We start from the raw sequence: 24,751 nt of genomic DNA, 5'->3' as shown, positions 1-24,751 counted from the left end.
TTTTTGCATTTAGGTTCATTTTTCATTTTGCGTAAAATTTGGTAGTATCGGTGAGAGAAGAGGAGGTGCGCCCCAAGGTGGAATCCGTACTAAAGGTAAAAGGATTGACTGGCGGTTACAGTCCGCGCAGACCGGTGCTGCATGATCTGTCTTTCGAGGTCGGGGCAGGCGAGATGGTTGGACTGATTGGCCTTAATGGAGCAGGCAAAAGTACCGCGATAAAACATATACTCGGTCTCATGCAGCCGCATAAAGGAGAAATTCGGATCGGTGGTCATACGCTGGCTGAACAGCCGGACAAGTATCGAAGCTCGCTCGCTTATGTGCCGGAGTCGCCGCTCTTGTTCGATGAGCTTACGGTTGAGGAGCATTTGCGGCTAACCGGTATGGCATATGATGTGCCGGAGTCGGTGTATGGGCAGCGGAGTGAGAGCTTGTTAGACGAGTTCTACATGACGCCGAAGCGCGGGGCGTTCGCGGCTCATCTGTCGAAGGGGATGCGGCAAAAGGTGATGATTATGAACGCGCTGCTCGCAAGGCCGTCGCTTTACGTCATTGACGAGCCGTTCCTTGGGCTTGACCCACTCGCGATCCGGTCATTGCTTGATAAACTCGTTGAGGTGACAAAAGAAGGCTCGGCGGTGTTCATGAGCTCGCATATTTTGGCGACGGTGGAGTCCTATTGCAGCCGGTTCATTGTGCTTCATCAAGGTGTTATTGTGGCGCAAGGCACGCTGCAAGATGTGTGCAGGGCAGCTGGAATGCGGGAGGATCGTAGTTCAGGTGTGCTGGAAGAGGCGTTCTATCGGCTGGTGACAAGCAAGGGAGATGGCAACGGCGAGGTCGGAGGCAGAGGCGGAGGCACTCATCATGGAACGTTCGGTTGAGACGCTGTGGCGATCCCGTTCAGCTGCGTTCTGGCGGGAATCGATGCCCTACTTCCGCTATATGGCGCAGAGCGGGCTGCCCGGTGTGACCATAATGGCGCTGCTCGCCGGCATTACCGGGTATGGAATGCTGCTTCGCAATCTGCCGGCGAACTTCCCGGTCGTGCTTGTCGGCGTTCTTGTGTTGATGCCTCTCCTATGCTGGAGTCCGCTTCGCACTTGGCTTCGTGAAGCGGACATCGTCTTTCTCGTTCCACGCGAAGCAGAGATGCCCGCGTATATCCGGCGCTCGATGCGATACAATGGAATGGCTGGCATAGCGGCTGTGCTCATTGGCTGCGCCGTGTATTTGCCGCTATATCTTGCTGGCGATGGACGGACAAGCGCCGTCGTAGTGGTGCTTGGCGTCTTACTCTCTAAGCTGCTGCAACTCCAAGCGGCGTGGCGGGAACGGCAGGTCGTTAGCGTCGGTAGCCGCAGATTGCTGCGATTGTTACGCTGGGCTGCGACAGCACTGGCGATTGTCGCGCTGCTGAAGGGATTCCTAATCGTATATATTATAGGAGCGATTACGCTGATCTCCATCATCTACAACCGACTGCCGCGTTATCCGATCCCTTGGCTGACGCTGATCGAGGAAGAGAAGCGCACGCGCCGAAGATACACGGTGTTCTTCAGCGCTTTCGCCGATGTAGCGACCGAATCGGCAGGGGTCAAAGCTCGCAAGTATGCGGCTTGGGTGGCTAAGCTGATTGCGTACCGCAAGTCTAACGCATTCTTCTATCTGTATACGCAGACGCTTATTCGTACAGAGCTCGGCGGCATTCTGCTACGGTTAACGGCACTTGGCCTGTTCACAGGCTGGCTGTCCGCCTATTCTGCATTATGGGCGGGCTGGGGCTCCGCCAGCGTCTGTCTGTTGTTCGTTTGGCTGACAGGCGTTCAGCTAAGAGCAATTGCGCAGGCGCATCGGCATTCCGTGTGGAGGCATGTCTATCCGCTGCCGGAAGCAACTCGCCAAACGGCTGTACTTCGCGTGGATCGCAGGGCATCGCTGCTGTGCACCTTAATTATTTGGCTGCCGCAAGGCATCTGGCTGCTGCCGAATGGACATACAGTACAAGCGGGAGCTTCGCTTGTTATTGCGCTGCTCTATGTACTGGTACTGCGTCCTGCAAGCGTGAAGAAGAAGATGTCTGCAGATCCTGAGGAAGATTAATCGAATGAAAAAGTGGCAAAGGCAGGATGGGGAGGAATGCTCCACAGCTGCTTATGCCACTTTTTTATTTCAGCTAAATCTATCTATTAGAGCTGAAGCGCCTGTTCGTTCTTCAGATCAATCCGGTAGCCCTTCACGAGAATTTCCCCGTTCTGAACATCGGTGTTAAACGCGCGCTCAAAGCCGAGCCGTTCGTACAAGCTCACTGCTGAAGCCATCATATCCGAGGTATGCAGATGCAGCCACTCCGCACCGAGGCTGAGGGAACGATTAATCGACTCGCGAATGAGGGCAGTCGCAACCCCACGTCCCCGCTGATCTGGCGAGACGGCCAAGTACCGAATGATAGGTCCTGTAATGCCAAGCTCGGGAGCGCCATAAGCAGCGGCAGAGGAAACAAACAGTTGGACCGTACCAACGATCGTATTATCCGCCTCGGCTACAATTCGCGCTTCAGGTCCTTCTTGATCGAAGGACGCGATAATGGATTGCCGATAAAGCTCCCATTTGTCAGCGGGCAGCACTTGCTCATATTGTACATAGGCAGCTAACAGCACCTTCAGTACCTGCTCCCGATCCTCATTTGTCACATCGCGTATCGTTATCGATTCAATTGCACTCATAATCAGTAGCCTCCTTCATCTTCCCTTCGTCATGTTTCCACTTTAACCTATAATTCCGACCGTTTAAATAGGATATTAAAAACTTCAATTCGTCGATAGAAAGTTGCTATAAGCCCGGGATTGAAAGGAGAGCTTACCTTTTCGTTGACGAATGAGAAAGCGTGCTATAGAATTTGTATTATAATTCCAAGTTAATCAATCAGAATAATCAACTATAGAATGATAAGGCGGTGCAACGATGAATATAGAGAACTTGGAAGCTTTCGTATACGTCAATCATTACGGCAGCTTCAATAAGGCGGCTGACGTGCTCTATCTATCTCAGCCTTCCGTGACGGCACGGATTCAGTCTTTGGAGCGCGAGCTGGACTGTAAGCTGTTCGATCGGTTGGGCAAGCAAATTGTGCTGACCGAGAAGGGAAAACAGTTTCTCCCCTATGCGCAGCAAATTATGCAAACCTTCCAGAAAGGTAAGCTTCAGATTCAGCAGCGTAAGTCGATTCCTCACGAAATTCGGGTCGGCGCTACGGTCTCCGTCTCCAACTATATGCTCCCGGAGCTGCTGCCGCGGCTGAAGCAGCGCTATCCGGATATTCATATTAAGCTCGTTACCGCAACGTCGGATGAGCTTGTAACCAAGCTGCATAATAAGGAGCTGGACCTTGCTTTCGTACGCAAAATCGTCCATCCTACTTTGCTTTCGGTCAAATTTTACGAGGATCCGATTCGGCTTTATGTATATGAAGGCCATCCATTCACGAGGAAGCAGGAAGTGTCTATCGCAGACATTGGCGTCCATCCGCTAGTTTTCTTCGAATGCGGGTCTCTCGACTGGATGCGGGTGCACCGCGCATTCGACAATCTCGCCGAGCAGCCGAATATTGAATTCTTAGTCGATAATTCCGAGACGGCGAAGAAGCTTGTCCTCGGTCGCGCCGGCATCTGCTTTCTGCCACAGCTATGCGTCAGGCAGGAGGTTGCAAGCAGACAGTTGTTCCCGATCGAAATTCCGGAGGTTAGCGGTATTACGCTGCAAACGAATCTAATTACGCGCGGCAACGAGCACTCCTATTTTGTCGATGCATTCATGGAACTGGGCAAATCATTGTTTGGGCCGATTGAAATAGAGGCGACATAGATTCGATAAATTTTGCAGAGGTGTATATAGAAAATCTCTATTGATGAGTCCATTGACTGAACGAAGCATTGGGTGCTAAATTAGGTGCAACAACAATTCCGATTAAATCAATTGGAATTATGCAGTTTAATAAACGGTCGAATCTACCATACTTGTGGCGGTTCGTAAAACTCAAACACAGTGGAGGTAGAAGGATAATGAAAAAGACACTTATTGGACCGACTGGAATTGCACTCGTTGCACTGACGCTGGTGGCAGCAGGGTGCTCCTCAAATAACAATGCAAATACAGCAGCTAATACGAGCAATGCGAATAAAGCAACGAATAATGCAGTAAGCGGGAATACCGATGGAGCAGCAACAGGAGAAGTGGAAAAAATCGTTGTCGGTACAGGGACGCAGTTCCCGAAAGTATGCTTCATCGACGAGAATGGCAAGCTGACCGGGTTCGACGTCGAGCTAGTGAAGGAGATCGACAAGCGCTTGCCAGGTTATGAGTTTGAGTTCCAAACGCTAGATTTCACGAACCTGCTGCTCAGTCTTGAGACGAAGAAGATTGATTTTGTCGCTCATGAGATGGAGAAGAATGCAGAACGGTCGGAGAAATATTTGTTTAACACTGTGCCTTATGCACATTGGAAAACAAAGCTGATCGTAGCGAAGGACAACAGTGAGGTTGCTTCATTAGATGACTTGAAGGGCAAGAAACTATTGACTACCGCTACTAGCGCGGAAGCGACGCTGGCGGAGAATTACAATAAAGACCACGACAATGCGATTAATATTGTCTATACCAATGGAGCAGCGAACGATACGGTCAGCCAGCTGACAAGCGGCCGTGTGCAAGCGACGCTTGGCGCAGACTTCACGCTATCCCTCATTGATCCGAAGAGCGAGCTGAAAGCTGTCGGCGATGCGCTGGAAGAAGCGGATGTACTGTTCGTCTTCCGCAAGGACGATCCGAAGGAGCAGAAGCTGGCAGACGCTGTCGATGGTGCACTGAACGAAATTAAGTCAGACGGCACGCTTAGCAAGCTGAGCACAACGTGGCTGGGAGCCGACTATACGAAGTAATTGAAAGGGCGGGAGAAGTATGGGCGCAACGTTTGATATCAGCTATGTGTTCCAGTTTATCCCGAAGCTGCTGCACACACTTGGCACAACGCTCTTCATCGTATTCGGGGCGATGCTGCTAGGACTACTATTCGGATTTATCGCTGCATTGCCAAGGCTCTATAAGGTGCCAGTAGTGCAGCGGATATCACAGGTGTACGCGTCCTTCTTCCGAGGGACGCCAATCCTCATTCAGCTCTTCTTGTTTTATTACGGACTGCCTGAAGTGTTAAAGCTGATCGGTCTCGATCTTAGTAAAGCGCCGGTGCTCTTCTTCGTCATACTGACCTACGGGCTGCACATCGGTTCTTATGTTTCAGAGACGATTCGTTCGGCGGTCACTTCGGTGGATCGAGGGCAGGTTGAAGCTGCTTATGCGATCGGCATGACGGGCTATCAAGCTTTTACCCGTATCGTCATGCCACAAGCGCTCGCGATTGCGGTGCCGGTGCTATCGAATGTGCTGATTGGGCTGCTCAAGGATACGTCGCTCGCATTTACGCTCGGCGTCATGGAGTTGACAGGGAAGTCGCAGACACTCGCATCGGTGACGAGGCATTTTATCGAGAGCTATATCGCACTCGCCTTTGTTTATCTCATCATCAGCATTATTCTGGAGCGGCTGCTGCTTGTGGCAGAGCGCAGGCTGATGCGGCATGAGAAACGTGAAGATGCGGCTGATTATAGCGCGTTTCACCGTAAAATTCGGCTGCCGCTGCGCTGGAGGCTACGCAGCATTCGTTTGAGAGAGGAGGCGCAGAAGCCATGAAGCTGGATCCTGCATTTATATGGACGGCGCTTGTTCAGCTGCTGTCCGCCATTCCTACGACATTGCTCATTACAGCCGTATCCGTACTTTGCGGCTTTATCATCGGAACGGCAGTTGCGCTCATTCGCATCTATAAAGTGCCTGTGCTCTATCCGATTGCGGTCTCTTATGTGACATTCATTCGCGGCACACCGATGCTGACGCATCTGCTCATTATTTATTTTGGCCTTCCGATGATCGTTGATGGACTGTGTGAGCAGTTTGGGATTGGCTTTCGGTCTGCTTCGATTCCGATGATTGATTTTGCCTTCCTCTCCTTCTCGATTACAGCAGGCGCATACATGTCGGAGGTGGTTCGTTCCGGCCTGCTCGTGGTCAATCGCGGACAGATCGAAGCTGCTTATTCCGTCGGGATGACGACACCGCAAGCGCTGCGGCGGATTGTTTTCCCGCAAGCGCTGGCTGCCAGCGTGCCGAACCTCGCTAACTCCGTCATTGGCATGCTGCATGCGTCTACGCTTGCTTTTACCGTATCGGTTGTTGATATCAATGCCAGGGCGCAGATCGTCGCATCGACGAACTGGAAATTCTTCGAGGCTTACTTGGCTGCAGCGATATTGTTCTGGGGCATGACCGTACTGATCGAGCGGTTCGCCGCTATTCTTGAGAAACGCATCAATCTGTACAACCGAGGTGGGGTCGCATGATTAAGCTGACAGGTATAGCCAAGTCGTTTGGCAAGCAGCAGGTGCTGAAGGGCATCGACCTGCAAGTGAATAAAGGCGAGGTTGTCGTCATTCTCGGTCCAAGTGGCTCGGGCAAAACGACTTTGCTGCGATGCATCAATTATCTGGAGCGGCCAAATGACGGGCACATCGCCATTGGCGACTTCGCAGTCGATTGCAAGCATGCTCATAAGCGTGAAATCTACGAGCTGCGTCAGAAGAGTGCGATGGTATTCCAGCATTATAACTTGTTCCGTCATAAGACAGCACTCGAGAACGTGATGGAAGGTCTTGTCATCGTACAAAAGGTTCCGAAGGAAGAAGCGCGCCGCCGCAGCATCGAGGTGCTGGAGAAGGTGGGACTCGGGAGCAAGCTGGATGCATATCCAAGCCAGCTGTCCGGCGGGCAGCAGCAGCGTGTAGGCATCGCCCGTGCGTTAGCATTGAATCCGGAAGTCATTCTGTTCGACGAACCGACGTCCGCGCTCGATCCCGAGCTAGTCGGCGAGGTGCTGGCGGTTATCCGCAAAATAGCGTCAGAAGGCATTACGATGATTGTTGTTACGCATGAGATGAGCTTTGCAAGAGATGTCGCCAGCCATGTTGTGTTTATGGATGAAGGCGTCATTGTGGAAGAAGGCACGCCGAAAGAAATTTTCCGCTTGCCGAAAGAAGAGCGAACAAAACAATTTTTGAAACGGATTATGCCAGAGCCGGCTTATTCCATCTAAGTGAGCAGGGGGAATTTACAATGGCAATTAAATTGAGCATTTTAGACCAAACGATCGTTTATCCGGGCGAGACCGCGACAGCCGCCTTTCAGCATACAATTGCGCTGGCACAGCGCGCCGAAGTGATTGGTTATCACCGATTCTGGGTGTCGGAGCATCATGATTCCGGCTTTGTCGGCGGATCATCACCAGAGGTGTTGATCTCACATTTGCTAGCGAAGACGTCGAGTATTCGCGTCGGTTCGGGCGGTGTCATGCTGCAGCATTATAGTCCTTATAAAGTTGCGGAGAATTTCAATGTACTCTCTGCGCTGGCACCGGGTCGTGTTGATCTTGGCATCGGGCGTGCGCCAGGTGGACTTCCACGTTCGACACAGGCGCTGCAACGTGGTGTGAAGGATGCGCCATCGTTAACGGAGAAAATCGAGGAGCTTGGCGCGTTCATTCATGGCACGTTAGCGGAAGATCATCCGCTCTACGGATTGACCGCTTCGCCGAAGCCGGAGCTGCCTGCTGAGCTGTACGTACTCGGCACGAGTGTCGGCAGCGCTGAAATTGCCGCGAGCTTAGGGTTACCCTATGTATTCTCGCAATTTATTAATAGCGATGAGTTGGTTGCGCTTGAGGCGTTCGAGACATACCGGCTGCAATTCGATTGTTCCGGAGGACGGGAGCCGCTGCCGATCTTTGCTTTAGCTGCCATTGTGGCGGAGACAGACGAGGAAGCTGTTGCCCTCGCTGGCGATCACACCCAGGTGAAAATTCATTTGGAGAGCGGAAGAACGCTCACTGTTGGTACCGTGGAACAAGCGGAAGAATATGGGCGGCAGTCGAATGAGAAGTACCGCATTGAAATAACGAAGCCCGAAGTGACGAAGGGAAGCAAGGAAACGGTGCGGAATCGGTTGCTTGAATTGCAGCAGAAGTTTGGCGTCGACGAATTCATTGTGACGGCGGCAGTGCCTGATATCGAGAAGCGCATCCGGTCGTTCGAACTATTGAAGGAAGCTTTCGCTGAAGTATCCGTTGCTGGCTGATTGGGAGGGAAATGGCATGAGTCTTGTGGTTGAAAACACGGCTTTAGCAGAGAGGCTTATTGCGGCACGACGTCACCTGCATGCGCATCCCGAGCTATCTCATGAGGAGTTCGAGACGACAGCATCTATTCGCGGCTGGCTGGAGGATGCAGGGATCTCAGTTGCCGAAGGTTATGCACTGCGGACGGGGCTGATCGCTGAGATTGGAGGGCGGCATCCCGGCCCGGTGGTTGCCATTCGTGCGGATATTGATGCACTCCCGATTGAGGAGGAAACGGGCTTACCGTTCGCCTCGCGCTATCCCGGCAGGATGCATGCTTGCGGGCATGATTTCCATACCGCTGCAGCTATCGGAGCAGCGCTGCTCTTGAAGGAGCATGAGCATGAGCTGCGCGGGACGGTTCGCTTCTTGTTCCAACCCGCCGAAGAGAAGGCGAAAGGCGCGCAGCAGCTTATTGCCGCAGGTGCGCTGGAAGGCGTCAGCGCCATATTCGGCATGCATAACAAGCCGGATCTGCCGGTCGGCACCGTTGGCATTAAAGACGGTGCGATGATGGCGGCGGCCGATGGCTTCGTTATCGAAGTCGAAGGGCGCGGCTCTCATGCCGCCGTTCCGGAGGCAGGGCTTGATCCAATCGTCACGGCCGCGCATATCATTACGGCGTTGCAAACGGTCGTGAGCCGTAACGTAGGTCCGCTCGAGAGCGCCGTCATTAGTGTGACGAAGCTCAATAGCGGAACAGCATGGAATGTCATTCCGCAGCTGGCTGTGCTTGAAGGTACTGTACGCTCATTCGGTGCAGAGGTGCGTAAGCGCGTGCTGGCGCGATTCGATGAAGTGGTTGCCGGGATTGCCGCAGCACTTGGAACGAAGGCACATGTGCGCTGGATTGAGGGCCCGCCGCCAGTTGTGAATGACGCGGCGCTTGCGGAGATTGGCGTAAGGGCTGCGCGGGAGGCAGGGCTTGATCCGATTGTGCCAGTGCCATCGCCGGCTGGGGAAGACTTTGCCTTTTATCAGCAAGAGGTGCCCGGATTGTTCGTCTTTATGGGTGTTGGTGGCAGCCAGGAGTGGCATCATCCGAAGTTTGATGTGAATGAAGAAGCTTTGCTGCCGAGCGCTCGGTTTCTTGCGAGCTTGGCGGAGCTGGCTTTGAATGAGATATAACATCGCGATAGGAGGAAATGACAATGACACAGAACCAAATCGATACGCTTCTTCTTGATTATTCTTCACTGCGTGATCAACTGGAGCAGGCAATTGCAGGCTTGAATGAAGATCAACTGAATTGGCAGGCGGCGCCTGGGGTATGGAGTGCGACGGAGGTACTCTCGCATTTGGCGGACCATCATATCGTGGTAGGCTTCCGCATTCGTGAGATTTTGGCAGGATCTACTGCTCAGCTTCCAGCGTTCAACCAGGATGAGTGGGTCTCCTCGTCGAGGGCAAACGAAGGCACGTCACAGGATATCTTGGCGTTCTATGGGGCGTATGTGGCCTATAACCTGCAGCTGCTGAAGCGGCTTGATCCTTCCGAATGGGAACGGACTGGCGTTAATTTCAAAGGCGAGACGGTATCGGTTCGTAATGTGATTTGGGGATTCATTAAACACGTACATCTTCATATTGGTCAAATCGAGCGGATCGCATCCGCCTATGTTGTTGTTTAATCCCATTCAGAGATAGGTAGAGGAGGAACTAGAATGAGTAACCTTAAGAAACAACTGAAGCTTGGCGCACTGCTTCACGGTGTGGGCGGCAATCCTGCAATGTGGCGGCACCCGGATACCCAAGGGGATGCGAGCGTGAACTTTGAACTCTATAAGAGCTGGGTGCAGAAGGCTGAAGCAGGCAAGCTGGACTTGATCTTTATTGCCGATGGCTTATATATCAATGAGAAATCCATTCCTCACTTCTTGAACCGGTTCGAGCCGATCTCGCTCCTAAGCGCGCTTGCTTCCGTCAGTAAGAATATTGGTCTTGTCGGGACTTTGTCGACATCGTACAGTGAGCCGTTTACCGTTGCGCGCCAATTCGGTTCGCTTGATGTGCTGAGCGGCGGGCGTGCGGGCTGGAATGTCGTCACTTCCCCGCTAGAAGGTTCGGCGCTGAATTATAGCAAGAAGGAGCATCCGGAGCATGATTTGCGCTACCGCATCGCGACTGAATACTTGGAAGTGACGCGCGGCTTGTGGGATTCGTGGGAGGATGACGCATTCGTACGGGATAAAGAGGCAGGTGTCTTCTTCGATCCGGAGAAGCTGCACACGCTGAATCATGAAGGGGAGTTCTTCTCCGTCAAAGGTCCGCTCAACATAGCGCGGTCGAGGCAAGGGCGCCCGGTAATCTTCCAGGCGGGCGCTTCGGAAGTCGGTAAAAACTATGCGGCGAATGAAGCAGATGCGATCTTCACTGGGCATGAGACGGTTGAGGATGCAATCGCATTCTATCAAGATATTAAATCGCGTGCTGTAGGCTTCGGACGTTCGGCGGATGATGTGCTCGTCTTCCCAGGCATCGGGCCAATAATCGGTGCGACGGAAGAGGAGGCGGAACGCAAATATCAAGAGGTTGCGAGCCTCATAACGATCGAGAATGCGCTCAACTACTTGGGCCGTTTCTTCGAGCATCATGATTTCTCCCAGTATCCACTGGATGAGCCGTTCCCCGAGCTCGGCGACCTCGGCAAGAACAGCTTCCAGAGCGGTACGGACAAAATCAAGAAGGATGCGAAAGAACGCGGCCTTACGCTTCGCCAAGTTGCGCTGCAAGCAGCGACGCCACGCGGTAAGTTCATCGGCACGCCTGAGCAGGTGGCTGATCGGATCGAGGAATGGTTCGTGCGCGGTGCGGCAGATGGGTTCATGCTCGCTGAGGCAGTTCCGAATGGTCTTGTAGACTTTGTCGACCATGTGGTGCCTCTGTTGCAGCAACGCGGTTTGTTCCGCACAGAGTACGAAGCGGATACGCTTCGCGGCAATTTGGGACTGCAGATTCCAGTGAATCGGTATGCGAAAGCGCAGGAGGAAGGGCAGGAGCAGGGGCAAGAGCAGGCGGCGCAACAAATTTAAAAAATCGTAAAAAAGCAGTTGTTCGGGAGAGGTCTTCTAACCTCAAACGAATAACTGCCTTTTTTTGCTGCTGGCGGAGGGTTTGCGAACTGGAACGACTTTGGTGGAGCACCACGGGAGTGCCAGTCGCAAATCCCGGAGCTTTATTTACTAGCTACCGTAACATCCCGCACTGCTTTATAGATCGTATCGAACAGCTCTTCCAGGTTCTCTTCTTCGATGCAAGAGAACGCGACGCGCAGGTCTGACTTACCAAGTGCGATTGTGCCGATCTGATACTCGTCGAGCAGGCGTGTGCGTACCGTCTCCGCTTCGACCGAGTTCAGCTTCAGGCACATGAAGTAGCCAGAGTTGAACGGATAGTAGGACCATACATCGCCAAAGCGGCCGCTGTCGAGCAAGTCTTTCACGCGGTTCGCGCGGGCTTTCATGATAGCGAATTTCTCTTCCTTCTGCGCTTCGAATTCAGGCGCTTGCAGTGCTTTCAGCACGAAGGTTTGCGATGGATGCGGTCCGCTGGAGATCGTCGCGCGGATAATGCCGAGCGTCTTTTGTTCCAGTGCGCTAAGTACTGCGTCCGATGGATCTGCATAAGTGATGAAGCCTACGCGGAAGCCCCATACGTACTCTTCCTTCGTTGCGCCGTCGACCTTGATCGGCAGCACACGAGGGTGCAGACCGGCTAATTGACCGAAAAGCGATTCATGCATCGAGCCTTCGAAGAAGAGACCGAAGTACGCATCGTCTGTAACGGCAACGACATTGATGCCAGCTTCAGCTGCATCATTCAATGCAGCAACGATTTCCCGGCCTTCTTCAGCGCCTGGCGTGTAGCCAGTCGGATTGTTCGGGAAGTTCAGCACGACAATCGCTTTGCCTTTGTCCTTCTGAGCGAACAGAGCTTCGCGAAGACCTTGAGCGTTGAAGCGGTTCTCGCTGTTATATAGCGGGTATTCTACCATTACTGCGCCGCGGCGGATGCCGAAGGTAAGCTCGTAGTTCTCCCAGTTTTTATTCGGAATAATGACGGCGTCACCAGCATCTGCGAATAGATCCGCTACGATGCTAAGACCGTGTGTAAGTGCATTCGTTACGACAGGGTTGCCGTAATTTTTATTCGCTAGCGACGGGTTCTCTTTCAGCATCTTGCTGCGCCATGCAGTCCGCAGCTCAGGCTTGCCTGCAGGCGGTGCATATTCATAGAGATCCTTCGGATTATAAGCGGAGAGTGTGTCTTGGATGACCTTCAAATGCATCGGCTGGCCATTCTCAGTTGCGATTCCGATCGTTGCATTGTACTTCTTTGCCTTTGCTTTTGCTTCGGCCGATTGGCTCAAAATGCCTTCCTTCGGAAAATAGATCGCTTTACCGAGTGAGGACAACATGGCGAAAACATGGCTGTTCTCGCGCTCAATCGTAGCGTTCAATGCTTCAGCAAGTGGGTTCATGGACTTCAATTCATCCTTCCGACGATTCATTCTCATTACCTGGATTCCATTGGAAACCGTTAGCTGATATTATAACACTTATTCGGAGTGGAAGACCATGTTATCTCATTATTTTTTACACTTTTTTCGGGAGTGCATGCATAGACGGTTGGTATCAATATTGGCAAAGGAATCGCAGTATTGTATGATGACATCGACGAAGTTGTACGATGCAAGAGGAGGAAGCTGTAATGCTGCACAGTTCGCCGACATCCTTTATTTTGAAGCCTGCCTTAGCCAAAATCGTCTGCGAGCCCGGATGGAAGTGGCAGAAGCGTGAGAAGCCACTGGCTAATTACGATCTGTTCTACGTATGGAGCGGCAGCGGCGAAGTCATATTAAACGGTATGCCTTACCAGGTCAGTAAAGGCAGCTGTTTCTTGTTCAGGCCTGGAGATCATACGAGTGCAACCCATAATCCGCAAAAGCCGCTTGTGCTGACCTATATTCATTTTGACATAGACGAGCAGGTGGATATTGTACCTCAGTCGTATCGGATGCTGAACGAGACGGTAGATTTCGAGCATTTGCTCTCTCGTTATGTGCGGTTGTTCCTGGTGAAGACGTATGCGGCCGAAGAGGAAGCGCAGTTGATCTTGAAGCAGCTCATGATCTACTTATTGCGAGAGGATATGGAAAGTCCGATTGAGCGTAAAGGAAGCAATCAGCTGACCGAGGCGATTCATGAGGTGGCGAACTATATTCGGCAAAATCCCGGCATTGTGCATCGTGTCGAGGATTTGGCGCTGCGCGCGCAGCTGTCGCCGAGATATTTCTCCATCAAGTTTAAGGAAATGATCGGCACGTCCGTGCAAACGTATATGATTCGGACACGCATCGAACGGGCGCAGCATCTACTCATGCATGCGGGAATGAATGTGACGGAGGTCGCCGACGCGCTTGGCTATCGGGATATTTTCTTCTTCAGCAGGCAGTTCAAGCAGTATACGGGCAAGAGTCCGTCGGAAATTCGATAGGATATTGGAAAATAAAAAAAAAGCGGCAGGATCGTGTAGAGATCCTGTCGCTTTGCTGCGTTTAATCAAGGAGTTAGCGTGCCTAGACGTTCACCCATGCGCACCTTGAGACCTGTCTTCAAGTCCGGACGCGGGAGGAAGCTGTCATCTTCGGTCAAGAGCACAACTGTGGAACCGAACTCGAAGTATGCGAGATCATCGCCCTTGTCCATTTTTTCACGGAGCGGGAGTGCGTACTTGATGCTGCTGACGTTCATCGCGCCTACTTTGACAATCGCTGTCTCTGCATTCGAATGCCTCATATAAGTAATCAATCGCTCATTGCGGCTCAGCACTCGGCGCATATGCCGGAGGCCGAAATCGTTAACCGGATATACTTTCCCAAGCACATGCTCACGTTCCACGACCGTACCTGCAATTGGCGTATGTATACGATGGTAATCTGTCGGGCTCAGGTAGAGCACCATGTAGTAGCCGTTCTTGTAATTCTCCATGCGAGGCGAGCGGTTGAGCAGCTCCTCAATCGTGTAATCCTGGCCTTTTACATTAAGAATCGTGCCTTGCTCGATCGGTCCGCAGCCGGTAATGAGGGCGTCAACCGGACTTACGAGTGCAGCAGCGTCCTGATCTATCGTTCGTGCGCCAGGCTTCAGCCGACGCGTGAAAAACTCGTTCAAATTTCCATATTCATGCAACTGCTTCTCGGCTTCCTCTATAGCAATCCCATACATACGGGCAAATTTCGGGATGAAGCGCCGGCTAGCGGGCGACTGGGCAAATCGACCGGTTATTCGCGAAATCCATTTGCGAGAGCTAAGCTCGGTCATTGATCGGAGCAGCCATTTGGTCATGCCGGTAATTCACGTCCTCTCTAGGTTTACGGTGGAGCCATACGTCGTTATCTGTGAACTAGTGTGACATATCGCGACTTAATTAGCAATAGAGTTCATTTCCAGTACGTTTATCGGCACCCTGCTTGCGCGAATACTGACAATGAGGTGAAGATGATGGCAGGATTTGTACTTGTAGGTGCGTTGCTAGGGGCTGCGCTGCTCATATGGCTGAGAGGAAAGTCGGATGGAGTCAAAATGCTGCTCGATGGCCTGGCGGTGCTGGCTTATCTGGGCTTTTTCGTTGTAGCTGCAACTAGTGTTGCGAGGACGATATGGGATGATACGGTGTTTATGACACAGGTGCATGAGGTGCTGCAGAGTCCGATTTTTCTCGCGAGCGGGGCTTATTTAGGGCCGTATGGCTTGGCCTTGCTGGTGCAGCAGCTAATAGACAGGAGAGGCTAGAACAGAAGGGGCAGTGGTACAAGAAATACGGGCATTTCGCGCGGGTCCAAGCTCATCCGCTTAACGTATGCTACTTTAACAAGCTTAATCGGATGAGAGGCGGGCTTTATGAATGGCTAGACCGAGAATCGCTTTTGTAACGCCGGGTACGTTCCCGCTCCCTTCACAAAACAGCAGCTCTGTCGAACGGGTGGTGGAGAAGCTGGTTCCGCTGCTCGCTCCTCGCATCGAACCGTGCATTTATGGCAGAAGCAGCCGGGCTCTGGGGCGCAGGGGGAAGTTAAGCGGATCGGCTGTGGAGCGGTTTCCGGCTGCGAATAAACGACTTTACTTGAAGCGGGTGGGCCGAGCGCTGCTTCGGTTTCAGCCTGATCTGACGCAGGTGGAGAATCGGCCGCGTTATGTGTTGAAGCTTCGCCGGCTTGCACCTTCCGGGAAAATATGGCTCAATCTGCACTCTTCTACGTTTATACGTAAAGGGGTTATAAGTGAAGCTGAGCTTGAGCGGAGTTTTCGCGCTGCAGATCGCGTTATCGTGAACAGCGAATACTTGCGCGAGGATGCGGCTGCTCGCGTTCCTGCGTGTGCGCATAAGCTGAGGGTCGTGTATCCCGGTGTAGACACAGAGCGTTTCGTCTCGCAGTATACGCAAGAAGGTGCTCGGAGGCGAATGCAGCTGCGTTCGGAGCGGGGCTGGGCTGGCCGCAGCGTAGTGCTTTTTATGGGAAGGCTGTTGTCGATCAAAGGGGTGCATCATCTATTACAGCTTATGCCGCGGCTTATTGAGGAGCATCCGTCAGTTCTGCTAGTTATTGTAGGCGGGGCGTTCTATGGGTCTCGTCGGACGACGGCTTATGTGAACGAGCTGCACCGGCTTGGCAGGAAGATGAAGGGGTATGTGCAGTTCGTACCCTATGTGCCCTATGGCGAAGTGCCGGGCTGGTTTCTCGGCGCAGATGTCGCTGTGGTGCCGTCCGGGAAGAGGGAGGCTTTCGGTCTGGTAAACGTGGAGGCGATGGCCTGCGGCTTGCCGGTCGTTGCCACACGAGCCGGAGGGATGAAGGAAATCATCGAGGACGGTGTGACCGGGTATCTCGTCGATCCCGACCAGGTTGTGCCGGAGATGAGAGCGCGTCTGCTTGAGCTGCTGCAGAGCGAAAGGTTGCGGCATGAGATGGGGCTGCGTAGCCGAGAGCGGGTGGAACAGCATTTTACGTGGCAGCATTCCGCAGCGAGGTGGCTACAGCTGTTCGATGAGGCCCAGCTTGAGGCGGGGATGAGAGAGAAGTAAAGATAGCGAACAGAGTAAAGAGAGTAATGGGAGTAAAGTAAGTAAAGAGAGTAAAGAGAGTAAAGTATGAGCAAAGGTAGAAAAAAGTGCAGAGATAGATTGAGAATAAAGAAAAATATGGTTGAAATTTGTCGGTTTACTAGGTAATATGGGAATTAATAGTAACGTATGTTTAGAGATGGACGAAGCGGGAAGCACCTGCTTGCGGGCTGATTATTTGGCTTGCAGGCGGTGCTTTTTTGTTTGCTATTAGGGGATTTGGTGTGGAATTAACATATTTCATATGCTACTTAGAGGAGACATGATGGATGAAACGTGTAAAAAACTTGTCTTTAGGATTTGCTTGTTTAGCAGTAATTAGTATCCCAGTTGCGGCTGAGGTACAGCCTATCGAAGCTGTCGCAGCAGGTATCGCAGGAATAACGATTACCACATTCAAGGATGTACCAAGTAATCACTGGGCGAAAGATGCGATTAAATACGTAGGTGAGAAGGGTTACATGGCCGGTTATGCTGGAAATTTATTCCTTCCTTCCGAAACCATAACACGAGCTGAATTTGCAGCTGTTATTGTTCGTATTTCGGGATTGAAGGCTGCGAAGTCCGGCATGTTCAGTGATATCTCGGAACATTGGGCGTCTGGAGCGATCCAAAGTGCAGCTGCAGCAGGCATCGTGACAAAAGCTGAGTATGGCTCGGCATTCCATCCGAACCAAGCGATTACTCGTTTGGAAATGGCTCGGATGATCGCGAGGGCGCTGGCTAAAGTGCCTGCCTATAGTGTTTATTTGAGAGCCTTCGGCGGATTGTATAACGCTGACTTGCCGTTAGTAGATTATCGCGAGATGAAGAAGGCGGACGTGCCGTATCTCGCTATTACGTTCGGCAGCCGAATAATGACCGGCTACGCAGATGCCTCGTTTGGTCTCTATAAGCAAGCGACTCGAGCCGAAGCGGCTGCTATGTTCCAGACGTTGAGCGGCGTGAGAGGGAAGAAGCCGGAGAGCTATCCATATTTGATAGAGTTGAAAGAAGTTGCGGAGACGGGGATGAATGCGGAAGCCGTGTCGAAGCTCATTCCCCAAGTTAACATTGTGAAGGACAAGCCGATCGTGATCGAACATGCGAACTTTACGGCTAAATTGAAGCGAGTGTATGTTGTTCCAATTAAGGGAGCAACCAAGAGTATGTATGAGCGGAAGTATATTTGGGATCGGGCTATTTATCCGAAAGGTTATCTGGAGCAAGCTTCTGGATTTGCTGTAGCTGTTGCGGATGTTACTTTCAAGAAATCAGGGGATAGAACCTTATATTCCCAAAATCTTTTTATGACGCCAGCATCTGCATTTTTCTATCAAGAACCATACGAGCACTATGGATTTGTTTTCCCTTACATGAAACCACTCTACTTAGTTGAGAAAGGAAAGACCGTTGAAGTAACACTTTATGGTGGCTATGGAGCTTTAGCGAATTTTCATTCGGTTGCTTTTAATGCTAATAATGCTAAATCAAGTGGCTGGCACACGATTCTGATGGAACCAATTGGAAAGTAGGTCGATGTAATGAAAAAAATTAAGAACATTATAATTTCTTTAACCTTAACTTTCGCAATGCTGATATCTTATTTTTCTTTTCCATATTTGAATCAAATCGCTGAAGCATCAACTCGGAAGGTGACAACGACCAAAAACGTTGACCCAGGTTACTATTGGTGCCAACATTTAGATGGTCATTGGAGTACAGATAGCACAATTGATGGTGTTCAAACTTCTCCTGATAATGGTGGCGAGCCTGCTAAAAAGTTTGTTCACACGTCGGCTGGCATATCGGTTCCAACAGATACGAAATGGGAAGATATGAACGGTAATGTTTACACATACAGTCAAGTAAATAATCCTGTGCCCATTTCTGTTTCTATGCAGCAATCAGCTGATCCTGCAATCAAAGGCGCTCCAAAAATTGAGTACAATGAGGTAACGATTTCTGGATTTTCAGGTAAAGGCGTCTACGGATTTGCCTCTAATAAATGCGGAACTAGTCCATCTATGATTTATCCCGTTCCAGTTACTGTAACATTCCAGGCAACCATCGAGGTCCCACCAACCTACGAAGTCCACAACTTCACGACCGATGGCAATTCTATTGATGATATTATCCCGAGCAAGACTGGCACGATGACTGTAGGCTCCACCTATCCGCCGGTACCTGGAACAAACTCAAACTACGTCTATGCAGGAAAATATAAAAAGACAACCAACGGTACGGATCCGACCTCAACCGCTTATCAGATCGGAACACCGAGTATCACGTATGATGGTTCGTTCGATACATACCGCGTGAATTACTACTACACACGAATTGGGAAGATCGTCATTAAGCATTACGACGAGGATGGTAAATCGCTGAATAAAGTAGCCGGTCTACTCGATCGGGAACAAGTGCTCAACGACGGTCAATCCTATCAGTCCTTTACGCACGATGAACCAAACGCGGGTTCAGATTATACATACACCGGCTATAAGAAGGCAACTAACGCGGGAGATCCTACATCGAATCCCAAGGTTTCGCCTCCTTCGGAATACAACTTCGGCACGTATAGCGTCGAAACCTATGGGAATATCGTTTATCTGAACTTCTATTATATGCTTGCTCATAAGGGTGAAGTCCACGTCCGGCATATGGTGAGGAACGGACCGACTGGCACGTACACACAGGCCAATGAAGAACTATTACCAATAGCTACTTTACCTTTTACAAATACAACGCCATACAAGGCTGACAGTCAGTACGGGAAAATTAATGGTAGCAATCTATCGTACGTCACTTATATTGACTATCAAGGATCTGGAGATCAACAGACGGTCAACCTTACGACTTCACAGAAGGAAGCCTACATCACCTTCTATTATGAAAAGAATGTCGCTGGCCAGGTGCAGATCCGGCATATGGTAAGGGAAGGTCCATCAGGCGTGTATAAGCAAGTGAATCTCATCGTAGAAGATGTTAGCGCGTTGCCGTTTAACAAGCCTTACAGCTATGATAGCCAGTATGGTAACTTTACGGGCAGTAACTTGTCTTATGTGAACTTTTCTGATTTGCAGACTCCGAATCAGAGTCAATCGGTTTATCTGAGTGCAACCAATAATGATAAAGGCTTTGTCTCCTTTTTCTATGAGAAACCGGCCAAATTTACGGGAGACTTTGATGTCGTTCCGTCGAATATTGCCTACAAGGACTCTTTTAAACTACATCCTAAAGATTTTTCGTTGAATGGCTGTGTCTATCAGTACCATTACTACAAAATCGAGCGTGATGGGACATCGTGGCAAAGTGGCGCTATAACAGGTATGAACACGGATTCGAATTATCCCTATAGTGACTATCCGTGGAATATCGGCATCGGCAGCCATGATGTCTCGATGAAAATCGTCACGAATTGCGGCACATCAGAGTGGATCGGGCCAAAGGGGCTCAATGTAACCGGACCGACAAATAATAACCCGCCAGAGTTTCAGATCGGGTTTGTGTATCCCTATGATAACAAGAACCCAATACATGAGGTTCTTGTGAATACGATGCTCGATTTGATTTATATTAACGATCCAGATGTTCCTACGCCTACCGATCCGGACGGGGATACGATTACGTTCATGGGCTTTGATTTTATGAACGGCAATGATTTCGTCCAGTCTATTCCTTCGAAGAGTTCTGAGTACGCGGATGGTCAGCACGCTTTTGTGATGGACACGCTTGGCTATCACTCGGTATGTGGGATGATGAGGGATACATTTGGTGCAACGGCTACAGCCTGTACCTATATCAAAGTTGTTCCGTTAAACCCCATTCCGGTTATTGATTGTCCTACGGTGGTTACAGCGAATCACCCGGTCGATATGACGAAGTTTAGTGCGAGTCGCAGCCGTAGTCCTGTGTCGGGTCGTACGATTGATCACAGCAGAGACGAGTGGTCCAATAAGAACACGACCTACGAGAATTTCACGAATGCAAACATAAATGCGATCGTGAGCTTGGATGTCTATGACAATAAGGGACTTAAATCAGTTGATTCTGATCGCTGTACAATCGTCGTGAAGCCGGATCTGCCGCCAATTGCGAAACTTCTTGTACCAAGTGTGGGGCTGCGGGGCGAAACGGTGACCATTCCGAATCTCTCCACGAGCCCGGACGGCGATAAAATTGTCAAAGCCGAGTACAAGTACAAGTACGATGCGAACCAAAATGGCTTCTATGATAATGATTGGCAAGACCTTACGGGTACACTTGATGAGCTGACATTCATTCCGAACAAGGTCGGCAGATATCTCTTCTATGTAAAAGTGACTGAAGACTATGGGATGACCGGAGATACGTCCGGATGGACGGCGTTATCCAATACGCTGAACGTTTCGAATCTTGCACCGGAGGTATCATTTGATCTTGAAGGAAAAAATCCGCAGCCGGATCTGAATTTACCGAAGAGCTATCCTGCTCAGGACATTCTCGATACGTGGGACCTGTTCGACATGAATTCCAAGAACAGAATTTGGAATCCCAAGGTAAACTGGACCATCCGAAATGGGACGCTGGAAGGTGGACTTGGAAAGCAATCCGAGCATCAGTATGTACACAGTTACGAAGAAACCTATTATAACGTGGAGTACGATCAATTAATGGTCGAGCCTGGCTTTGACTTTGGATATGGTGCGAATGGATTCTCCCCTTATCGCTCAGGAAAAGGACAAACTATGTCTCAGCCGGTACTCGATAAAAGATATAACATGGCAGTAACAACCACTGTTCCCGTCTTGCGTACAAACGGAACTTATTTCTACTTCAAAAACGGCAGTGATATTTATGCGATGAACAAGTCTAAAATCACTAAAGCAAAAAGAACGGACGAACTTTTATCTACCACCTGGTCCTATACGGGGGGATCGCCGTACGACTTCATTTTGAGCGATAGCAAAATATCCAGCTTTGAGCTCGGAGATCGAACGCTGTATGTTTTCTTATCCAATGATGTGTATACGTACGATGCATTTACTGGTGAGCTAGTCAGCAAGGCTACTCTTCATGGATGGGATAAGAAGACGACTTTAAGTGTAAGTGGGCGGAGCACAACCTACTATGCTAGTTTTAAAAAGAATGATAATGTAGTCGTCTTTGCGAAGGGAAAAGCATATGAGTTTAATCGGAACGCGGAACTCGTGCAGAGCAAACCAATTGCTGCGAGACCGAACTATCCGACTTGTACACTCGATTCATCTTCCATCTATTCGGACGGGCAAGGGAACTTCTATGGGTATGAAACATGCACAACTGGAAATCAAAACACATCCATTCTGAAGTACAATTCCAATTTGGATTTGGTTTGGAGGGCGGATCTTAGCGGTAAACAACCCGTAGAAACATTCTGTAGTGCATTATCCTCTAAGATAGATTCATTTCCTGTACTCATAGTAAATTCGGCTGCAGGAGAGTTGATTGCAAGAAGTTACGATAAGAAAGACTCTAGTACATGTAAAGTGTTTCAGGAAACCGTAAATTTAGATTCAGGAAGCGTGCTAAATGTTACGGGGCAATATTCACTTAATTCAACGTCTGCCGATTTCTCGATTCTTCCCGACGGGTCTGTCGTTCCTCGAAAAGCGACGAGGAAGTCGGAAGTGATGACAATCGATGGCTATCGCACTTCATTAGGTAATACAAATAAAACGAGAGTTTATCCTTATTTAGGAGGCAGTAGTTTTACTTCTTACGATGAGGCCAATAGTTATTCGGTTTACATAAACACAACGAATAATCAATATGTGATGTATATTGGTGACGGACTCTATGTATCCTTGCGACATATAGTTAACAACGGATACTCAATTGAGAGCGAGCTGGATATGTGGCTCCTACAGATGGCGACGCCTTCTACGGAAACGATTCCGGAGCGATTCCGCTTAGGCCACTTTGTTTCCAAGGACGAGTACGCGGATGCGGAGTTGAACTTCTCCATGAAGATGGCGTCAACGACCTATGACAATCAGGACTATGGATTTTCATTCCGCGTGCAGGATCTGGACAATCGGTACGCAGTAGAGGGTTCAGCCATTGATGTTAAGCTCGTTAAATACGTGGGTGGTACTCGAACCGTACTCGGCAGCGCGGCGTATCCGTTCAAGGCGGACACTAACGCGGTCTTTAAGATCAAGGCCATCGGGAAAGAGCTAACGGTATTCCTGAATAAAGTTCCAATTATTGAGGTTCAGGACAGTTCATTTGCTTCCGGACGCTTCGGCCCGTATTCCGATAAAGCGAACGTAAACTTTTGGGGGATCTCTGTGAAGCAGGCGAGCGAAATGAACATCTGGTCAGATCAGTACGCGATCTTAGATGAATCAGGAACCTATGCTTCAGCAGAGGCGGAATACAGCAATATCGTGTTTAATGATCCGGAAGGCGACCCGCCGACTGACGGAAAGTATACGTGGAGCGTGAAGCATACACCGCGCTTTATTCATAACCAAGGTGTATCCGATCTGAATGGAAAGACGTTCAGCAACGCGCAGCTGAAATTTGATAAAGTCGGGGATTATGTCGTAGGGCTACGGGCGAAGGATGATCCAAATCCGGATTACTTATCGCCTGATGACACGTTTGATGATTACCGCAAATTGTCCAATACGTTTACGAAGAAGATCACCGTTCATCGTAGGCCGATTTCGGACTTTAATCTTGCGATTAGCTCGGACAATACCGTTATTTGGACGGATCGCAGTCGTGATCCAGACCGTTATGTGACCTCGACCGATTACTCGACGGAGGATACGGGAATTGATTACAAGGCCACAAAAGGAATCATGGAGAAGCGATTCTACTATATTACCCCTAGCGGCGACTATGTAGATAAGAAGCTCGTCAATCCGAAGGAAGTAGGTACGTACGAGGTAGGTATGGCTGTGCGCGACGAATACGGCGCATGGTCGGAGTACACGGTCGTGAATCTGACTATCGCTGCGCTCCCAGCTCCGAATACACCACCAGTGCCAGGCTTCACGATGAGCGCTGAGAGTGCTTACCGTGGCGAGGTCATTACCATTGATTCGGAAGCTTACGATAAAGAAGACGGCGATCGGACGAACCTGGCGCATGAGTATTACATTATAAACGAAACAACCGGCAGCGCCGAAGTGTTTGCTAGCAATTCACGCACGAGCTGGGATAAAGCCTTTAACACAATGGGGTTGTTCACGATCCGGCAAGTCGTTCAAGACTCGGAAGGCGCTACGGCACCGTACAGTCAGCAAGTGAGCATCGTAAACCAGATCCCAAGCTCGGACTTTTACATTCCGGATAGCACGGACCAGGGCAATCCGACGAAGCTGACCTTGCTTCGGCCAACATTTAAGTGGAACTACGCTGATAGCGATGGCGATCGACAAACTCAGTATGAGATGAAGATTTACCGCTACGGGGGCGTGCTGGAGTATCAGTCCGGCACCAAATACTTGGACGATCAGTTCTGGACGCCTGGTGCTGATCTGCCGGAGAAGGTCAATATGTATGCCATTGTCCGCGTATTCGACGGCTACGACTGGAGCGAGTATAGCGATCCGAAGTATTTCTATATCGAGACGAACCGGCCTCCGACAGCTGAACTCGATTGGAAGCCGAAGCCGATCTATGAAGGCGACAATATTACATTGCTACCGTCAATTGATGATCCTGATCATGATCCACTGACAGTTACCTATCTAGTCACGGACCAATCTGGGGCCAAGCAAAGCTTTGCTTTTGCGGACAGTTATCCCTATACAACAACTGGTCCAACCTTCAAAGGGCAACTCGTAGGCTCGTATACCGTCCAGATGACTGTCACTGATGGAAAAGCGCCGCTAGTTACAGTGAACAAGCTCCTTATTGTGCTGCCCCTTTCCGTTAGCGGGCAAGTCAAGCACACGGAGCAATGGGATCAACGCCGCAAGGAGAGCAACAAGAAAGCTTCCGGAGATGAGAACAATCCGCGAGCTTATCAGGTCTTCTGGGCGGGGGAGCGGTTCATGCTGAGCGCCAGTACAACGGACGCGGGCACAGCTACGGTTGCCGATGAAGTGAAGGTGACGATGAATGGAGTAACGGTAAACCTGACTGCTGCGAACTCCGCGCATACGAGCTGGAGCGGGGAGATGTGGGAGGCGGATTTTGAGAAGCTGCCTGAAGGTCCGCTAACTTTTATGTTCAAAGCCATTTACAGTAACGGCATGGTGAAGCTGACGCCTGTGACGATTGTCATCGCTGGAAATATTCAGCAGACGGTCGGTGTTCATCGCAGGCAATAAAAAAGGATAAATATTAGTAAACTGCCTCCTGTTGGGGCAGTTTTTCTGTTTGCGGACA

19 protein-coding genes are annotated in these 24,751 nt (G+C 50.4%); 16 read left to right on the top strand and 3 right to left on the bottom strand.

Annotated elements, in window-relative coordinates; translation table 11 throughout:
• Nucleotides 1-77 precede the first annotated feature (77 nt).
• Together BMY11_RS12310 and BMY11_RS12305 are read left to right on the top strand one after the other, a co-directional pair.
• Nucleotides 78-887: an ABC transporter ATP-binding protein gene (locus BMY11_RS12310; protein ID WP_090575971.1), complete on the top strand. Its 810-nt coding sequence runs from the start codon at nucleotides 78-80 to the stop codon at nucleotides 885-887.
• Nucleotides 871-2,106, top strand: coding sequence for an ABC transporter permease (locus BMY11_RS12305; protein WP_177182610.1), 1,236 nt, complete (start codon nucleotides 871-873; stop codon nucleotides 2,104-2,106). Before BMY11_RS12310 ends, BMY11_RS12305 begins: the two co-directional genes overlap by 17 nt.
• Nucleotides 2,107-2,192: 86 nt before the next feature.
• Here the strand turns inward: BMY11_RS12305 and BMY11_RS12300 are convergent, their stop codons facing one another.
• Nucleotides 2,193-2,729 (bottom strand): GNAT family N-acetyltransferase, encoded by a 537-nt coding sequence (locus BMY11_RS12300; RefSeq protein ID WP_090575965.1) that lies wholly within the window; start codon nucleotides 2,727-2,729, stop codon nucleotides 2,193-2,195.
• A 238-nt stretch (nucleotides 2,730-2,967) separates the two neighbouring features.
• Here BMY11_RS12300 and BMY11_RS12295 point away from each other — a divergent pair, with 238 nt between their 5' ends.
• The 9 genes from BMY11_RS12295 (at nucleotide 2,968) to BMY11_RS12255 (ending at nucleotide 11,313) form a co-directional block, all read left to right on the top strand.
• Nucleotides 2,968-3,867 carry a LysR family transcriptional regulator gene (locus BMY11_RS12295; RefSeq protein WP_090575963.1) on the top strand — a complete coding sequence of 300 codons (900 nt, stop codon included), beginning with the start codon at nucleotides 2,968-2,970 and terminating at the stop codon, nucleotides 3,865-3,867.
• Between the two features lie 197 nt (nucleotides 3,868-4,064).
• Nucleotides 4,065-4,940 (top strand): transporter substrate-binding domain-containing protein, encoded by an 876-nt coding sequence (locus BMY11_RS12290; protein WP_090575960.1) that lies wholly within the window; start codon nucleotides 4,065-4,067, stop codon nucleotides 4,938-4,940.
• 19 nt (nucleotides 4,941-4,959) lie between these two features.
• The gene (locus BMY11_RS12285) at nucleotides 4,960-5,748 is read left to right on the top strand and encodes an amino acid ABC transporter permease (RefSeq protein WP_143069256.1); all 789 of its coding nucleotides are present in this window, start codon (nucleotides 4,960-4,962) and stop codon (nucleotides 5,746-5,748) included.
• Complete coding sequence (locus BMY11_RS12280; RefSeq protein WP_090576731.1) at nucleotides 5,745-6,455, top strand: amino acid ABC transporter permease; 711 nt, start codon at nucleotides 5,745-5,747, stop codon at nucleotides 6,453-6,455. Before BMY11_RS12285 ends, BMY11_RS12280 begins: the two co-directional genes overlap by 4 nt.
• A complete protein-coding gene (locus tag BMY11_RS12275; protein ID WP_090575957.1) occupies nucleotides 6,452-7,204 on the top strand; it encodes an amino acid ABC transporter ATP-binding protein in 753 nt (250 codons plus the stop codon). Before BMY11_RS12280 ends, BMY11_RS12275 begins: the two co-directional genes overlap by 4 nt.
• 20 nt (nucleotides 7,205-7,224) lie before the next feature.
• On the top strand, nucleotides 7,225-8,241 hold the full coding sequence (locus tag BMY11_RS12270) for an LLM class flavin-dependent oxidoreductase (protein WP_090575954.1): 1,017 nt from the start codon (nucleotides 7,225-7,227) through the stop codon (nucleotides 8,239-8,241).
• A gap of 16 nt (nucleotides 8,242-8,257) precedes the next feature.
• Complete coding sequence (locus tag BMY11_RS12265) at nucleotides 8,258-9,409, top strand: amidohydrolase (RefSeq protein ID WP_090575951.1); 1,152 nt, start codon at nucleotides 8,258-8,260, stop codon at nucleotides 9,407-9,409.
• Nucleotides 9,410-9,432: 23 nt separating this feature from the next.
• A complete protein-coding gene (locus tag BMY11_RS12260) occupies nucleotides 9,433-9,912 on the top strand; it encodes a DinB family protein (RefSeq protein WP_090575949.1) in 480 nt (159 codons plus the stop codon).
• A 33-nt stretch (nucleotides 9,913-9,945) separates the two neighbouring features.
• Nucleotides 9,946-11,313: an LLM class flavin-dependent oxidoreductase gene (locus BMY11_RS12255; protein WP_090575946.1), complete on the top strand. Its 1,368-nt coding sequence runs from the start codon at nucleotides 9,946-9,948 to the stop codon at nucleotides 11,311-11,313.
• A gap of 143 nt (nucleotides 11,314-11,456) precedes the next feature.
• Here BMY11_RS12255 and BMY11_RS12250 read toward each other — a convergent pair whose 3' ends face one another.
• Nucleotides 11,457-12,761, bottom strand: coding sequence for an aminotransferase class I/II-fold pyridoxal phosphate-dependent enzyme (locus BMY11_RS12250; RefSeq protein WP_090575943.1), 1,305 nt, complete (start codon nucleotides 12,759-12,761; stop codon nucleotides 11,457-11,459).
• 230 nt (nucleotides 12,762-12,991) lie between these two features.
• On the opposite strand from BMY11_RS12250, the gene BMY11_RS12245 reads away from it, so the two are divergent.
• A complete protein-coding gene (locus BMY11_RS12245) occupies nucleotides 12,992-13,777 on the top strand; it encodes a helix-turn-helix domain-containing protein (protein ID WP_090575941.1) in 786 nt (261 codons plus the stop codon).
• Between the two features lie 65 nt (nucleotides 13,778-13,842).
• On the opposite strand, the gene asd is transcribed toward BMY11_RS12245, so the two are convergent.
• On the bottom strand, nucleotides 13,843-14,628 hold the full coding sequence (asd, locus tag BMY11_RS12240) for an archaetidylserine decarboxylase (RefSeq protein ID WP_090575938.1): 786 nt from the start codon (nucleotides 14,626-14,628) through the stop codon (nucleotides 13,843-13,845).
• A gap of 153 nt (nucleotides 14,629-14,781) precedes the next feature.
• Here asd and BMY11_RS12235 point away from each other — a divergent pair, with 153 nt between their 5' ends.
• The 4 genes from BMY11_RS12235 (at nucleotide 14,782) to BMY11_RS12220 (ending at nucleotide 24,693) form a co-directional block, all read left to right on the top strand.
• Nucleotides 14,782-15,075, top strand: a complete 294-nt coding sequence (locus BMY11_RS12235) for a hypothetical protein (RefSeq protein WP_143069255.1) — start codon at nucleotides 14,782-14,784, stop codon at nucleotides 15,073-15,075.
• 112 nt (nucleotides 15,076-15,187) lie between these two features.
• Nucleotides 15,188-16,366: a glycosyltransferase family 4 protein gene (locus tag BMY11_RS12230; RefSeq protein ID WP_090575932.1), complete on the top strand. Its 1,179-nt coding sequence runs from the start codon at nucleotides 15,188-15,190 to the stop codon at nucleotides 16,364-16,366.
• Nucleotides 16,367-16,674: 308 nt separating this feature from the next.
• A complete protein-coding gene (locus tag BMY11_RS12225) occupies nucleotides 16,675-17,919 on the top strand; it encodes an S-layer homology domain-containing protein (RefSeq protein ID WP_090575930.1) in 1,245 nt (414 codons plus the stop codon).
• A 120-nt stretch (nucleotides 17,920-18,039) separates the two neighbouring features.
• Nucleotides 18,040-24,693 carry a LamG domain-containing protein gene (locus tag BMY11_RS12220; RefSeq protein WP_143069254.1) on the top strand — a complete coding sequence of 2,218 codons (6,654 nt, stop codon included), beginning with the start codon at nucleotides 18,040-18,042 and terminating at the stop codon, nucleotides 24,691-24,693.
• Nucleotides 24,694-24,751: the final 58 nt, after the last annotated feature.

Origin of the sequence: Paenibacillus sp. OV219 (assembly GCF_900110075.1) — a bacterium.
Taxonomy (GTDB): Bacteria; Bacillota; Bacilli; order Paenibacillales; family Paenibacillaceae; genus Paenibacillus_Z.
Note: the sequence above shows the minus strand (reverse complement) of the source record. Positions and strands in the feature narration are given on the sequence as shown.